Source organism: Rhodoblastus acidophilus, from assembly GCF_025961575.1.
Classification (GTDB): domain Bacteria; phylum Pseudomonadota; class Alphaproteobacteria; order Rhizobiales; family Beijerinckiaceae; genus Rhodoblastus; species Rhodoblastus acidophilus_C.
Genome location: NZ_JAOQNX010000020.1, coordinates 60,419 through 75,152 on the forward strand (window position 1 = coordinate 60,419; position 14,734 = coordinate 75,152).

Annotated in this window: 14 protein-coding genes; 8 read left to right on the forward strand and 6 right to left on the reverse strand. The window is 64.7% G+C overall.

Features of this window, described 5'->3' with window-relative positions; genetic code table 11:
* Entirely contained in the window at positions 1-534 is a 534-nt protein-coding gene (locus M2320_RS14775; protein WP_264597935.1) for a carboxymuconolactone decarboxylase family protein, read from the forward strand.
* Here the strand turns inward: M2320_RS14775 and M2320_RS14780 are convergent.
* Positions 501-1,442: a DMT family transporter gene (locus tag M2320_RS14780; protein WP_264597936.1), complete on the reverse strand. Its 942-nt coding sequence runs from the start codon at positions 1,440-1,442 to the stop codon at positions 501-503. The genes M2320_RS14775 and M2320_RS14780 overlap by 34 nt on opposite strands.
* 288 nt (positions 1,443-1,730) lie before the next feature.
* On the opposite strand from M2320_RS14780, the gene rpmB reads away from it, so the two are divergent.
* Positions 1,731-2,024: a 50S ribosomal protein L28 gene (gene rpmB / locus M2320_RS14785; protein WP_184426742.1), complete on the forward strand. Its 294-nt coding sequence runs from the start codon at positions 1,731-1,733 to the stop codon at positions 2,022-2,024.
* A 75-nt stretch (positions 2,025-2,099) separates the two neighbouring features.
* Here the strand turns inward: rpmB and M2320_RS14790 are convergent, their stop codons facing one another.
* Both M2320_RS14790 and M2320_RS14795 read right to left on the reverse strand, forming a co-directional pair.
* Positions 2,100-2,768: a L,D-transpeptidase gene (locus tag M2320_RS14790; protein ID WP_264597937.1), complete on the reverse strand. Its 669-nt coding sequence runs from the start codon at positions 2,766-2,768 to the stop codon at positions 2,100-2,102.
* An 81-nt stretch (positions 2,769-2,849) separates the two neighbouring features.
* Entirely contained in the window at positions 2,850-4,310 is a 1,461-nt protein-coding gene (locus M2320_RS14795) for a lipopolysaccharide biosynthesis protein (protein WP_264597938.1), read from the reverse strand.
* 224 nt (positions 4,311-4,534) lie between these two features.
* Between M2320_RS14795 and M2320_RS14800 the strand changes: the two genes are divergently transcribed.
* Positions 4,535-5,740 (forward strand): O-succinylhomoserine sulfhydrylase, encoded by a 1,206-nt coding sequence (locus tag M2320_RS14800; protein ID WP_264597939.1) that lies wholly within the window; start codon positions 4,535-4,537, stop codon positions 5,738-5,740.
* Positions 5,741-5,867: 127 nt separating this feature from the next.
* Here the strand turns inward: M2320_RS14800 and M2320_RS14805 are convergent, their stop codons facing one another.
* Positions 5,868-6,242, reverse strand: coding sequence for a DUF2147 domain-containing protein (locus tag M2320_RS14805; RefSeq protein ID WP_264597940.1), 375 nt, complete (start codon positions 6,240-6,242; stop codon positions 5,868-5,870).
* Between the two features lie 160 nt (positions 6,243-6,402).
* Here M2320_RS14805 and M2320_RS14810 point away from each other — a divergent pair, with 160 nt between their 5' ends.
* From M2320_RS14810 to M2320_RS14825, 4 genes are all read left to right on the forward strand, one after another.
* The gene (locus M2320_RS14810; RefSeq protein WP_264597941.1) at positions 6,403-9,120 is read left to right on the forward strand and encodes a bifunctional acetate--CoA ligase family protein/GNAT family N-acetyltransferase; all 2,718 of its coding nucleotides are present in this window, start codon (positions 6,403-6,405) and stop codon (positions 9,118-9,120) included.
* A gap of 62 nt (positions 9,121-9,182) precedes the next feature.
* Positions 9,183-10,094 carry a class I SAM-dependent methyltransferase gene (locus M2320_RS14815; protein WP_264597942.1) on the forward strand — a complete coding sequence of 304 codons (912 nt, stop codon included), beginning with the start codon at positions 9,183-9,185 and terminating at the stop codon, positions 10,092-10,094.
* 161 nt (positions 10,095-10,255) lie between these two features.
* Positions 10,256-10,846, forward strand: a complete 591-nt coding sequence (hpf, locus tag M2320_RS14820; RefSeq protein WP_264597943.1) for a ribosome hibernation-promoting factor, HPF/YfiA family — start codon at positions 10,256-10,258, stop codon at positions 10,844-10,846.
* 179 nt (positions 10,847-11,025) lie between these two features.
* On the forward strand, positions 11,026-11,493 hold the full coding sequence (locus M2320_RS14825; RefSeq protein ID WP_184426726.1) for a PTS sugar transporter subunit IIA: 468 nt from the start codon (positions 11,026-11,028) through the stop codon (positions 11,491-11,493).
* A 116-nt stretch (positions 11,494-11,609) separates the two neighbouring features.
* Here M2320_RS14825 and M2320_RS14830 read toward each other — a convergent pair whose 3' ends face one another.
* A complete protein-coding gene (locus M2320_RS14830; protein WP_264597944.1) occupies positions 11,610-12,614 on the reverse strand; it encodes an RluA family pseudouridine synthase in 1,005 nt (334 codons plus the stop codon).
* A 43-nt stretch (positions 12,615-12,657) separates the two neighbouring features.
* Between M2320_RS14830 and M2320_RS14835 the strand changes: the two genes are divergently transcribed.
* On the forward strand, positions 12,658-13,860 hold the full coding sequence (locus tag M2320_RS14835) for an NAD(P)/FAD-dependent oxidoreductase (RefSeq protein ID WP_264597945.1): 1,203 nt from the start codon (positions 12,658-12,660) through the stop codon (positions 13,858-13,860).
* Here M2320_RS14835 and xth read toward each other — a convergent pair.
* Entirely contained in the window at positions 13,844-14,650 is an 807-nt protein-coding gene (gene xth, locus M2320_RS14840) for an exodeoxyribonuclease III (protein ID WP_264597946.1), read from the reverse strand. The two genes, M2320_RS14835 and xth, sit on opposite strands and share 17 nt — an antisense overlap.
* Between the last annotated feature and the right edge of the window lie 84 nt (positions 14,651-14,734).

A 14,734-nucleotide genomic window follows, 5' to 3' on the forward strand; every position in this document is an offset into this window, starting at 1 on the left:
ATGCCTGTGCTGCAAATGGACCCCGCAAAACTGCCGGCGCCGGCCCGCGCGCTGTTCGACGCCATCGCCGACAAGCGCAAGGCGCGCGGCCAGGGGTTTGGCGGCCCCTATACAGCGCTGTTCAACCATCCCGAACTGGCGCGGCGCGTGGAAGAGCTCGGATTCTACCTCAAATTCGAGGGCGCGCTGCCCCGGCCGGTCTATCAGTTCATCGTGCTCAGTGTGGCGCATGCGACCGGCGCGGGTTTCGAATGGCATGACCATGTGGAGCACGCGCGCGCCGCCGGTCTTTCGGCAGAGCTGATCGACGCCATCGGCGCCGGCCGGACGGAAACGCTGCCGCCCCCCTATGCGCTGCTCGCCGAGATCCTCGCCCGGACAATGGCGTGGCGCGCCGTACCCGAGGAGATGCAGACACGCGCCGCCGCGCAATGGGGCGTCGAGGGCCTGGTTGAGATCGTGGTCGTCTGCGGCTTCTACCAGATGTTCGCCGCGATCAATCAGGGTTTCGATATCCAGCCCTCGTCCCGATGAGCGGCGACGATCATTTTTGCAAGGGCGCGACCTTGGAAGCGGGCTTGCGCGCGCCGATCAGAAAGACTCCCGCAATCGCGATCGCCATGCCGACGACCTGCACCGAGCCGCTCGTCGAACAGCGCATAGGCCATGAGCGCCGTGCAGGCGGGGATGAGATAAAACAGACTGGAGACGCCGGAGACGGCGTGCTGGCGGATCAGCAGCATCAGCAGCAGGATGGCGCCGATCGACAGCGCCAGCACCAGCCAGCCGAGCGCGAAAATGAACTTCGGCGACCAGGTGACCGTTCGGGTCTCGAACAGCAGGGCCGCCGCGCCGATGATCGCCAGCGCGCCAAAATATTGCCAGACCGCGCCGCCCACCAGATCGACGCTGGTCGCGAATTTTTTCTGGTAGAGCGTGCCGGCGGTCATGGACATGAGGGCGATGGCCGCCGCGCTCAGGGTGGCGGCGTCGACGCCGGACTCGAGGCCCGCCTGGCGGTCGGCGAGCTTGGGGGCGATGATGAGCAGTGCGCCGAGAAGGCCGAGCCCCAGTCCCGCCCAATGGCGCGCCGCAAGCCTCTCCCCGAGCAGCGGCCCCGCCAGCACGCCGGTCAGGATCGGCTGCAGACTGACGATCAAGGCGATCACGCCGGCCGGCATGCCATGCCGGATCGCCCAGAACACGCCGCCCAGATAGCCTCCATGGATCAAAGCGCCGACGAAGGCCGCATGCCCCCGCGCCCGCCATCCGCCGGTCAAGGATCCGCGCAGCAACGCCACCGGCGCCAGCAGCAGGAGCGCCAGAATGAACCGCAGCGACAGAAAGGTGAAAGGCTCGGCGTCGGCCGCGCCGAGTTTCGAGCCGATGAAGCCCGAGGACCACAGCACGACGAACAATGCGGGAGCGAGGCGCAGCAGCATGAAAGGCAAGTCCCGGGCAGGCGGAGGCTGTGACCTATGGTTACTTCGGCTCGGCTCCGCCGTCGACGGCTTCGGCGCGCCTGCGACCCCTTGCGCCCCCCTTTTGCGCTTGACCTTTCCGTCCCCCTCCCTTATGAACGCGCACCTAGCCGTGCGCGGAAAACCTTCCGCGCCGCTTTTGTTTTCAAGAGCGATCAACGGTTTCCACGAATTTCGGCCGCGAGGCCAAACCGGGACGGGACGCCGCACACGTCCAGCGCCGGCGAGCAAAAGTTGAAAGGAACACCCATGTCCCGCCGTTGCGAATTGACCGGCAAGGCTGTCCAGACCGGCAACCTCGTCAGCCACTCGAACCGCAAGACCCGCACCCGTTTCCTGCCGAATCTGGTGAACGTGTCGCTGATCTCCGATTCCCTGCAGCGCTCGGTGCGCCTGCGCATCGCCGCCGCCGCCCTGCGCTCGGTCGAGCATCGCGGCGGCCTCGACGCCTTCCTGCTCAAGGCCCGCGACGCCGAGCTGTCGATGAACGCGCTCAAGCTGAAGCGCGAAATCATCAAGAAGCTCGAAGTCGCCGCCGCCTGAGCGTTTTAGAGCCACAAACGCGAAACGGGCCCTTGTCGGGGCCCGTTTTTGTTTGCGCCGTCAGTCCCGGCGCGCCTACAGGACCGTCACCGGCGTGCCGACCTTGACGCGATTGTAGAGGTCGACCACGTCGTCGTTCATCATGCGGATGCAGCCGGACGACACGTTCTGGCCGATGGTCCAGGGCTCGTTGGTGCCGTGGATGCGATACATCGACGATCCCAGATAAAGCGCGCGGGCGCCGAGCGGATTTTCCGGGCCGCCCTCCATATAGCGCGGCAGGTCCGGCCGGCGGCGCAGCATGTCCGGCGGCGGCGTCCAGGCCGGCCATTCCGCCTTGCGGCTGACGGTCTTTTGGCCGCCCCATTCGAAGCCGGGGCGGGCGACGCCAATGCCATAGCGGATGGCCTGGCCGGGCGCGGTGATCAGATAGAGATAGTGGCTGCGCGTATCCACCACGATCGAGCCGACCCTGGCGCCGCCCGCATAAGACACCGGCTGCCGGCGCCATTGGTCCGACAGCACGTCGCGGGTGGCGGGCGCATAGTCGGGCTCGCGGTAAGGCGGCGCATAGGCGCTCGGCCGCTGGCGCGGCATGCGCTGCTGTGGCGCCGGCCGCCCCTGCGGCTGGCCGCCAAAGAGGAAATCAACCAGTCCGCCGCCGTAATCCTGCGCCTGGGCGGGCATTGCGATGAAAAGGCCGAGACCGCAAAGCAGCGGCGGCAGAATGCGTGATTTGTGCATGGCCAAAATCCTGGAACGCCTGACTCCACCAATATAAACCATGAATCTTCAGCATGAAGATTTACCGTAAGTCGTAGTTATTCAAGTGATAATGGTAAACGTACGGTTCAAAAACTTGTTACGGCGCATGAGCGGAACCATTTTGGCGAGGAAGGCGGCGCGCAGTCCGGCGAGATCGGTCAGCGCCACCACGGCGGCGTAAAAGGCTCCCGCGATCGCCATTTGCGCGATCATCTGCAGCAGCCCCGGATGCGTGTTTCGGAACGGTCCCGCAAGCGCCGCCATGCCCGCGCTCGCCAAGACGCTCCAGACCAGATCGCGCGCCGGCGGCCATTGCGGCCGGTTGGCCCGGGCGAAGCCCAGCAGGGTCAGCAGGCCCAAAGCCATGGCGAGGCTTTGCGCCAAAGCAAGGCTCGACGCGTCTTCCGCCCGCGGCAGAATCAGGAAAATCACGGGATCGGCGACGCAGACGACCAAAGCGGCGACCACCACCGGCCGGGTTTTCCGCGCGATCTGGAAAACGGCGTTGAGCGCGAACTGGCTGAGGCCCAGACAGAACAGGCCGGGCAGCATGAGAGTGAGGAAAAGGCCGAAGGCGCCGCGATAGGCCTGCGGCACGATCAACACTTCCACGGAGGGCAGCACGATCCAGATGCCGACGCAGGCTGGCAGCAGAATGGCGAAGACCACGGCCATGTTGCGGGCGATCTGCTCGCGCGCCTTGTCCAAGCCGTGCAGATCGTGGGCGCGCACGGCGATCTGGAACAGCAGCACGTCGAGCGCCGAGCCGAGCGCGGCGACGGCGCGCAGCCCGAGATCATAGGCCAAGGCGAAGCGCCCGGTTTCGGCAAAGCCGAAAAAGCGCGTCGCCAGCTCGCGGTTCACCAAAGGGATCAACTGATAAAGCACCACGGCCGCGACAATGGGCGCGGCATAGGCCCCATAGCAGCGCATCAACCGTCGATCGGCTTTTTCGAAGCCCGCGCCGGGATCGTGCAAATGCTGGTAGGAAAAGGCCAGCGCCCCCAAAAGGCTGATCATGCCTGCGGCCAAAGTGACCCGCGCCGAGCCGGTCGCCCAGGCGCCGCCGGCCATGCACAGCAGCGAAAACATGTTTTTGATGACGACGATGCGCATATACAGCCGGTCGTCGAACCGGGCGCGGGCGAGCGCGGTCTGGTAGTCGAACAGGCCATTGGCGAAGGAGGCGGCGAAGGCCAGCGCCAGGAGGTCGCGGGGCAGGGAGGTTTCGGGCCCCAGCAGGGCCACCAGCGCCACCAGCGGAACGAAGCCGATCGTCACCAGTGCGAAGGCGGCGTCGAGCGTCGCCCGCACCCTGGGCTTGGCGTCACGGGTCCGCACCGAATAAAACCGGATCGCGCATTGGCGAATCCATTCGAACATCAGCGCCTGGCCGAAGATCATCACGCCGATCGCCAGCGCGAAACGCCCATATTCCTCGGGCCCCAAGAATTTGGCGACGATCAGGCCGACGATCAGATTGAAGATCGTGTTGATGAGAAAGGCGAAAACAATCCTCATGGCGTAACGTCAGGCGGGCGGGCGCGGCGGGGTCTCATCGGCTGTTTTTAACGCGGCGCGCATAAGAAAGTCTTGCTGGAGCCAGACGCGAGGCTTACAAAGCCTTTGTGGCCTCTTTGAGCCGGCCGGCTTGCCGCCACGTGATCGCAATCAAGCGCTAAAAGGCCGGGCAATCCAACCATTGCTCGCCCCAATTCGCCGCTCTTGCGGCGCAGGGAACTCTCATGTCCGCTTACGACCGTCCCGCCCTCGATCCCAAAAACCTCCGCCCGCGCACCCAGCTCGTCCATGGCGGCTCCGCCCGCTCCGGCTTCGGCGAGACGTCGGAAGCATTGTTCCTGACGCAAGGCTTTGTCTACAACAGCGCCGAACAGGCGGCGGGACGTTTTACCGGCGAAGACGAGGGCTTTCAGTACAGCCGTTTTGGCAATCCCACCGTCGCCATGTTCGAGGAGCGCATGGCGCTGCTCGAAGGCGCGGAAGCGGCGCGCGCCACGGCGACCGGCATGGCCGCGGTGACCACGGCGCTGATGGGCCAGGTGAAGGCGGGCGATCATGTCGTCGCCTCGCGCGCCCTGTTCGGCTCCTGTCTTTACATCGTCCAGGACCTGCTGCCGCGGTTCGGCGTGGAATCCACGCTGGTCGACGGCCACGATCTCGCGCAATGGAAGGCGGCGCTGCGCCCCAACACCAAGACCGCGTTTCTGGAGAGCCCCACCAATCCGAATCTGAGCGTGCTCGATATTTCGGGAATCGCCGAGATTGTGCATTCCGTGGGCGCGACGCTGGTGGTGGACAATGTGTTCGCCACGCCGATGATGCAGAAGCCCCTCGAACTGGGCGCCGATTGCGTGGTCTATTCCGCCACAAAACACATTGACGGCCAGGGCCGCTGTCTCGGCGGCGTCGTCCTGGGCTCCAAGGCGTTCATCGACACGCACATCCAGGTCTACATCCGCCAGACCGGCCCGTCGCTCTCCCCCTTCAACGCCTGGGTGCTGTTGAAAGGCCTGGAAACCCTGCCGCTGCGCATCGCCCAGCAGCAGGACAGCGCCGCGAAACTGGCGGATTTCCTGGCGAGCGAACCAAAAATTTCCCGCGTGTTCTATCCCGGCCGCGCCGATCATCCGCAGGCCGAACTGGCGCGCCGGCAGATGAAGGGCGGCTCGACCATGATCGCGCTGGAGGTGAAGGGCGGCCAGGCCGAGGCCTTCCGCTTTTCCAATGCGCTGGAAGTGATCAAAATCTCCAACAATCTCGGCGACGCCAAGAGCCTGATCACCCATCCTTCGACGACGACGCACCAACGCCTGACCGAAGAGGCCCGCCTCGCCGTCGGCGTCACCCAGGGCATGTTGCGGCTGTCGGTGGGCCTAGAGGATGCAGACGATCTGATCGACGATCTCAAGCGCGGCCTGGCGGCCGTCTAGGCGAGGCGAGAGAAGCACCTCACGTTAAAATCTGTCGCGATTTTCCGGCGCGCGTCCTTCTCCCCTTGCGGGAGAAGGTGGCGCGCCAGCGCCGGATGAGGGGTTCGTCCCGGCGCACCAGCCCGCGCTAGCGCACCCAAACCACGGTCTTGCAGATCAAGCCGCCCATGACGCAGCCGCTGGTTTTGAGTTTTTTCCCACTCAAAACCATCTTGCCGGAATAAGTGCGGCCGTCATCGGGATTGAAGGCCTTGCCGACCCAGGTGATCTGGTCGGAGCGCACCATGTCGAAGAACACGCGCTGGCCGACCTTCGCCGCGCCCTTTGCGCTGCGCAGCCAGGACACCGCCCCGCACAGCGCGTCGCCGCAGGACGAGAACTCGACCTTCACCGCGCCATCGTCGCGCGTCCAAACGCCCTGCACGTCTTCGGCCCGAACCTCCGTCGCGCCGACGGCGGCGCCCAGCAGCAGACCTAAAACTCCGGTGCGAAGCTTGACCAAGAAGGGCTCCCTGTCACGGCGGAACGGCTGGCATTAAGCTGCGCCTTCGCCACGGGCGCAAGCGGCAATTAACCCGACGCCGGGTTTAAGCCAAGCGTCCAAGGCGAAATCGGCGTGGATATGGTTTAGCATCGCGCCCGCGAGCAGGAGCGAATCTGATATGAGCACACGCCAGCTGGACCGGGCCCTTCAGCCCAAATCTTTGGCTTTGGTCGGCGCCAGCGACCGCGCGAACTCACGGGGACGCGCCGTGATGGGCAATATTGTCGCATCCGGCTTCACCGGCCCGCTTTATCTGGTCAATCCGCGCCACACCGAGATTGAGGGCCGCGTCTGCTACCCGAATCTGGCCGCGCTGCCGGAAATTCCCGATCTGGTCATGGTGATCACCCCGAAGGAATTCGTCGCCGGCTTCGTCAACGAGGCTGCCGATCTCGGCGCCCCCGCCGTGATGGTGATGACCAAGGACCCGACGCCGGGATCCGATTCGCTGTTCGAACAGGTGCGCGCCATCGCCAGGGCCCGCGACATCCGCATCCTCGGCCCCAACTGCCGCATGATGGCGCCGCGCGTAAAACTCAACGCGTCGCTGTCGGCGCTGCCGCCGGCGGCCGGCGATCTCGCGGTCATCTCGCAATCCTATGCCGTGCTCTACGCCATCAGCGCCTGGGGGCAGCGCAACCAGGTCGGCTTCTCCGGCATGATTTCGCTCGGCGGCATGGCCGACGTCGATTTCGACGACCTGCTCGATTATTACGCGCTCGACCCGATGACCCGCGCCATCCTGCTCTACATCGAGCATTTGGAGGATGCGAAAAGTTTTATGTCCGCCGCCCGCGCCGCCTCCCGCGTCAAACCGGTGATCGTGGTGCGGTCGGGGCGCCACGAGGCGGCGCGGCGCAGCGGCACGCATGCCGGCAATCTCGCCACCGACGACGATGTCTATGACGCCGCCTTCCGCCGCGCCGGCGTGCTGCGCGTGCCCGACATCGACGCGCTGTTCGACGCCGCCGAGGCCTTGGGTCGCGTAAAGCCGTTCAATGGCGAACGTCTCGCCATTGTCACCAACGGGCGCGGCGTCGGCTATCTCGCCATCGACCAATTGCTGGATCTCGGCGGCAAGCTCGCCGAGGTTTCGCCGGCGACCTGCGAAGCGCTCAAGCCGCTGTTGCCGGAAAGCTGGCCCGGCGGTTCGCCGGTCGAATTGTCGGGCGACACCCAGCCGGAGCAATTCGGCCAGGCGCTCTCCATGGTGCTGCAGGACCGCGCCAATGATGCGGTTCTGGTCATCCAGGCCCCCAACGTCCTGATCGACAGCAAGAAAATGGCCCTCGCCGCCGTCGAGGCGGTGAAAAAGCACCGGAAATCCTCGATCTCGCCCAAGCCGGTGTTCGTGGTCTGGTACGGCGCCGACGAGGAGACCAACCGCATTTTCGAGGACGCCCGCATCCCGCATTACGAGCGCGGCGCGGTGTCCGGCTTCATGCATATGGTCAAGTGGCGCAAGGCGCGCGAGGCGCTGATGGCGGCGCCGCCGTCGCTGCCGGTGGATTTTGCCCCCAACACGTCCAAGGCCCGCGCGGTGGTGGCGCAGGCGATCTCGCGCGGCCATGAATGGCTGGCGCCGGTCGAAATCAGCGCTTTGCTCGAATCCTACGACATTCCCATCGCCCCGGCCCGCCTCGCCCGTTCGCCCGAGGAGGCGGCGGAAGTGGCCCGCCTCGTGCTCGGCCGCTTCGGCGGCTGCGTGGTGAAGATCACCTCGCGCGACATCGTGCACAAATCCGATCTCGGCGGCGTGGCGCTCGACCAGCGCAGCATCGAGCAGGTGGTGGACACGACCCGCAAAATGCTGGAGCGGGTGGCGGCGGAGGCCCCGCACGCGCGGGTGGACGGCGTCACCATCCATCCCATGGTGCGCCGCCCCAACGCCCGCGAACTGGTGATGGGCGTCACCGACGATCCCACTTTCGGGCCGGTGATCGTGTTCGGGCGCGGCGGCAAGGCGGTGGAGGTCATCAACGACAAGGCCCTCGCTCTGCCGCCGCTCGACCTGTCGCTCGCCCGCGCCCTGATCGAGCAGACGCAAGTGGTGCGCGCCCTGCGCGATTACCGCGACGTCCCCGCCGCCGACATTGACGCGGTCGCCCTGCTGCTGGTCAAAATCTCGCAATTGTCCGCCGACGTGCCGGAAATCCGCGAACTCGAACTGAATCCGGTGCTCGCTGATGCGAACGGCGTGGTGGTGGTGGACGCCCGCGTGGCGGTGGCGCCCTTCACCGGCCGCGCCAGCTCCACCGCCAATCCGCGTTTCGCCGTCGCCCCCTATCCCAAGGCGCTGGAGCGCCACACCACGCTGAAGAACGGCACGTCGGTGCAATTGCGTCCGGTGCGGCCCGAAGACGAAGAGATGTACAAGGTGTTCTTCACCCATGTCTCCTCGGAAGACATCCGCCTGCGCTTTTTCGGTCCCGTCAAAGAGTTTTCCCACGCCTTCATCGCCCGCCTGATCCAGATCGATTACGCGCGCTCCTTCGTCATTGTCGCGGTCGAGGAGGAGACGGGGCTGATGCTCGGCGTGGTCAGGCTGATGCTCGACGCCGACCACGAGAAGGGCGAATACGCCATCCTGCTGCGCTCCGACATGAAGGGGCAGGGGCTCGGCTGGAAACTGATGAAATATATGATCGAATATGCCCGCGCCGACGGCATCCAGGAGATCGAGGGCCAGGTCCTGAGCGAGAACGGACCGATGCTGTCGATGAATCAGGCGCTGGGCTTCAAGATCATGGACGATCCCAACGAGCACGGGGTGAAGAAAGTGGTGCTGGACCTGACGGAGCCGCCGACGGAAGCGGCGTTGCGGCCGGACAAGTAGCATTTCCGGCTTGTTCAGCATCGGGATTTATCATGGCGCTTCCCTGACCCAGAGAAAGCCCGATGTCCTCGCTTGAAAACTGTCCGGCCTGCGGCGCGTCGGCGACGCGCTCCCATCCTGTGCTGACGGCGCCGTTCATCGCGGCCTACGTGCTGGAGCGACCGATCGAGCCTTGCCGTCTGATGATCTGCGATGATTGCGGATTGTGGTTCTTCGACCGTCGCTACAGCGATGCTGAAATGGCGAAGCTCTACGGCAATTATCGGGGCGACGGCTATTTCGAGGTTCGCCACCACTTCGAACCCTGGTACACGCGCGCCTTCAACGACCATCTGGGGCGCGATCCCAAAGAGATCGCCGCCCGCAACGCCGCGACCTCGGCGTTTCTGGAGGAATCCGACGACCGGAAAACCTTCGCCACGATCCTGGACTATGGCGGCGACAGCGGCCAGTTCATGCCGCCCGGACTGGGCGGAGAAAAATTCGTCTACGAACTGTCGGACGCGCCCTGTGTTCCCGGCGTGACCCGTATCGCCGACAAAAAGGATTTTGCCGCCGAAGGCTATGACCTGGTCATGCTCTGCCATGTGCTCGAACACGCGCCAGACCCGGCTTCGATGCTGCGCGAAATGCACGCATATCTGGCGGGCCCTGAAGCGCGGCTCTATGTCGAAGTTCCCTACGAGCGCGGCTGCAACCTGAAATTTGCCCCGCCGACAGACGCTTACCGTGCGTGGCTGAAATTCGTCACCCGCCTGCCTGCCCCCCTGATCACGCTGCTTGATTTCTATTCATCAGGTTTTCGCGACCGGTTTTCGCTCATTCCGCCCCTTGGTTTCTTCAAGATGCACGAGCACATCAACTTTTTCGACGCGCTATCCTTGAAGCGCGCCCTTGAGGCGACAGGTTATCAAGTCGTTCATTGCGCGACCGAGGGACGCTGCGTCCGCGCTCTTGCGCATCGTCCGGCATGACGGATATGGGCGGAGTTTGCGGCCGCCGCCGCGCGAAAAAGGGGAAACCGCTTCCCTCATTGACTTCGTTGGCGTAGGCTTCTAACCCTCGTTTCGGGAGCCGCCCTGGCGCCCAAGGATTCACTTTTGCACGCGGTTCGCGTCTCTATCGGGACAATGACATGGGTTTGCGTATCTCTGGAAAAAATATAAATATCGGCGAAGCCCTGCGCACACATGTTTCCGAGCGGTTGAAAAGCGTCACCGAGAAATATTTCGACGGTTCGGTCACCGGTCACGTCACCGTCGAACCCGAGGGCTCCGGCTACCGCACCGATTGCACCCTGCATCTCGCCTCGGGCGTCACCATCCAGGCTGACGGCCGCGCGCAGGAGGTCTATGCGAGCTTCGACCAGACGGCGGCCCGCATCGAAAGCCGCATGCGCCGCTACAAGCGCAAGCTGAAGGATCGCAGCGCCGCGCAGCGCGACGCCGCCAATTCCGAGCCGATGCGCTACACGGTTCTCAGCGCCCTTGATGAAACCGAAGAGGCGCCGCACGAGAGCGAATTCAAGCCGGCGGTTGTCGCCGAATCGGAAAAGACGCTGCAGCAGCTCTCCGTTTCCGCGGCCGTGCTCGAACTCGACCTGTCCGGCCTGCCGGTCCTGGCTTTTCGTCACGCGACCACGGGCCGCGTGAACGTGCTCTATCGCCGCAACGACGGCAACATTGGCTGGATCGATCCGGGCGGACGCGAGTCCAAGGCCTCATAACATCTGGCGCTTATGCGTAAGGCTGCCCGCCGGACTTTTGTCGGTCTGGCGGGCGCCCGCCGCCAAGGCGTCGGGATGGCTGTACTGTCCGGCACGAATCCTGCTAAAAGAAAGCGTCTGCGCAGGCGAAGGACAGCTTCACGATTTCCATTCGGCGCTGTAACGGAAAACGATCCGAAATGCCGCTAGAACACATCATCGTTCCCAACGCCATTATCCCCGCCCTGCGCGTGAACAACAAAAAGCAGGCGTTGCAGGAGCTGAGCGAGAAGGCTGCGGAAATCTCCGGTCTGCCCGCCCGCGAAATCTTCGACGCCTGGCTGCAGCGGGAAAAACTCAATTCCACCGGCCTCGGCGACGGCATCGCCATTCCGCACGGTCGGCTGCTGACCGCGGACCACATTTTCGGCCTGTTCGCCCGCCTCGAACGTCCCATCGATTTCGAATCGCTGGACAACCAGCCCGTCGACATCATTTTCGGCCTGATCGCGCCGGAATCAGCAGGCGCCGATCATTTGAAGGCGCTGGCGACCATTGCGCGCGTGCTGCGCAATCCCGCGACTGTGGCGAAGATTCGCGCGACCCGCGAACCCTCGGCGCTCTATTCGCTGCTCATCCGTCCAAGCCGCTCCTCCGACGCCGCCTGACGCTCGGAGCCTGCTTCGCAAACCTCCTGCAACAAAGTAGCCCCTCACCCTGAGGAGCCCGCGCGAGCGGGCGTCTCGAAGGGCGGGGGCGGTCCACGGGCTTTTCAGCCGCCCGTTCAGCTCCGAAGCGCCTCGACCAGCTCGGCGAAATTCCGGGGCGGATCGCGCTCGAACAACAGCTCTTCGCCGGTCGCCGGGTGATCGAAGCCGAGCGCGCGGGCGTGCAGCGCCTGCCGGTTCAGCGCCGCGAGCGCCGCGCGCGCCGCCTCCCCCAGATGCGCCGCCTTGGTCTTGAACCCCGCGCCATAGGTCTGGTCGCCGAGCAGGGGATGGCCGATATGCGCCATATGCACGCGGATCTGATGGGTGCGCCCGGTCTCCAGCTCGCAGGCGATCAGGCTGGCGATCGGCCGTCCCTCGCGATCCCGGCCAAAATTTTCCAGCACGCGCCAATGGGTGATCGCCTCGCGCCCGCGCGCCGCCGGAACCACCGCCATTTTCTCCCGCTGGATCGCATGCCGGCCGATCGGGGCGTCGACCATGCCGGCCTGCCGGTCGGGCGCCCCCCAGACCACAGCGAGATATTCGCGGGTGAGATTGAGCCGGCGGCCATGGTCGGCGAACAGCCGCGACAGTTTTTGGTGCGCGCCGTCGGTCTTGGCGATCACCAGCAGGCCGGAGGTGTCCTTGTCGAGCCGATGCACGATGCCGGGCCGCTTCACCCCGCCGATGCCGGACAGAGTGTCGCCGCAATGGGCGATCAGCGCATTGACCAGCGTGCCCGTCTCATTGCCGGCGCCGGGATGGACAACAAGCCCGGCCGGCTTGTCGATCACAACGATATGCGCGTCCTCGAACACCACATCGAGCGGAATGTCCTCGCCCATCGGCTCGGCCGGCGCCGCCTCGGGGATGTCGAGGACGATTCTTTGCCCAGCGCGGATTTTCAGCTTGGCCTGCCCCGCCTGGGCCCCATCGACGGTCACATGGCCGGCCTCGATCAAGGCCTGCACGCGGGTGCGTGAAACATTTTCGGCCTGAACCGAGGCTTGGGCGCCCAAATATTGGTCGAGGCGCTGGCCCGCATCGGCCTCGTCCACTTCAATTTCGATCTTTGTCATGGCGCCGATAGAAAGGCCGCAGAAAAAATTGTAAAGCCCGGCGATGAGAAAAGCTGTTGTGATCGGCGCCGGTCCCGCGGGCCTGAGCGCCGCCGAAGGATTGGCGCAGGCCGGCGTCAAAACCCATGTCTACGAGCGCATGGCGAGTCCCGCGCGCAAATTTTTAATGGCGGGGCGCGGCGGCCTCAACCTGACCCATTCCGAAGATTTTGAGCGTTTCTTGGCGCGCTACGGCGAAGCAAACGAAAAACTCGCGCCGTTCCTGCACGCTTTCGGGCCGGAACAGCTGCGCGCCTGGTGCGCGGAACTGGGGCAAGAAACCTTTGTCGGCTCCAGCGGACGCGTCTTCCCCAAAGCGTTCAAGGCCTCGCCTTTGCTGCGGGCGTGGCTGCGCCGCCTGGCCACACGCGAGGTCGAATTTCACCTTCGCCATCGTTTTCTTGGCTTCGAACAGGGCAAAGCCCGATTTGAAACGCCGGATGGCGTCAAAACCATCGAGGCCGACGCTTTTGTCTTGGCGCTGGGCGGCGCGTCCTGGCCCCGGCTCGGCTCGGACGGCTCCTGGGTCGAACCCCTTAAAAACATCGGATTGACCTCGACGCCCCTGCATCCCGCCAATTGCGGATTTGTGGTCGCGTGGTCGCAGCACATGATCGAAAAATGCGCGGGTCATACGCTCAAAAACATCGGCCTGTCCGTCAACGGGCGGTCCGCGCGCGGCGAATGCGTCATCACCCGCGGCGGGCTTGAAGGCGGGATCGTCTACGCCTTCTCCCAGGACGTTGGCGCACTCATTCGCGCCCAAAAATCCCCAAAAATTCGCATCGACCTGCGCCCTGATGTCACGGTCGAGACGCTGGCGGCCCGGCTGGCGCGCCCGCGCGGAAAAAACAGTGTTTCGAACTTCCTGCGCAAAGCCGCGCATCTCGATGCGGCGGCGGTCGCCCTGCTGCGCGAGAGTGGACCGCTTCCAGAAGACCCCGCCGCGCTGGCCGCCTTGATCAAATCCGTTCCGCTGGCGGTGCGCGGCGTCGCCGGGCTGGAGCGGGCGATTTCGACGGCCGGCGGCGTCATCTGGGACGATCTCGACGAAAACCTGATGGCAAAATCGGTCCCCGGCCTGTTCGTCGCCGGCGAAATGCTCGACTGGAGCGCGCCGACCGGCGGCTATCTGCTCACCGCCTGTTTCGCCACGGGCCGGGCGGCGGGCGAAGCCGCGGCGCGCTGGCTCAGAACGTCAGGGTGACGCTCACCGGCGCGTGGTCCGAAGGCCGCTCCCAGCCGCGCGCCTCCTTGAAAATGTCCATGGCGGTCAGGTTCGGGCCCAGGGTGTTCGACAGCCAGACATGGTCGAGCCGGCGCCCCTTGTCGGCCTTGGCCCAATCCGGCGAGCGGTAGCTCCACCAGGTATAAAGTTTTTCCTCCATGGGCCGGAAGCGCCGGAGCGCATCGACCCAGGCGCCGTCGCCCAGAATCGCCTTGAGCTTGTCGGTCTCAACCGGCGTATGGCTTACGACATTGAGCAGCGCCTTGTGGCTCCAGACATCATGCTCATGCGGCGCGACATTGAAATCGCCCACCAGAATCGCATTGGCCTGCGCAATCTCCGGGGACCGCGACCATTCATGCAATTCGTCGAGGAAGGCGAGCTTGTGGGCGAATTTCGAGTTGATTTCGGGATCGGGCTCGTCGCCGCCCGCGGGGATATAAAAATTGTGCAGCTGGATCGACCGGCCCCCAATTTCGAAGGCGGCGCCGATGTGGCGCGCATCGCCCTTGTCGCAGAAATCGCGGCGGCTGGCTTCGCCGAGCGGCAGGCGCGAGGCGATGGCGACGCCATGATAGCCTTTTTGGCCGTTGACCAGAATATGCTCATAGCCGGCTTGCCGCAGCGCGGAGAGCGGGAATTCGCTGTCGCGGCACTTGGTTTCCTGGAAGCAGATGATGTCGGGCGCATGACGGCTCAAGAAATCGGTCACCAGACCGATGCGCAAACGTATGGAATTGATGTTCCAGGTGGTGATCTTAAGGTTCAACGGTAACTCCAGAGCTGGCGCATCCCGGATTTCTTTGTACGCAACAATAGAGTAGCCCTCACCCTGAGGAGCCCGCCTTGGCGG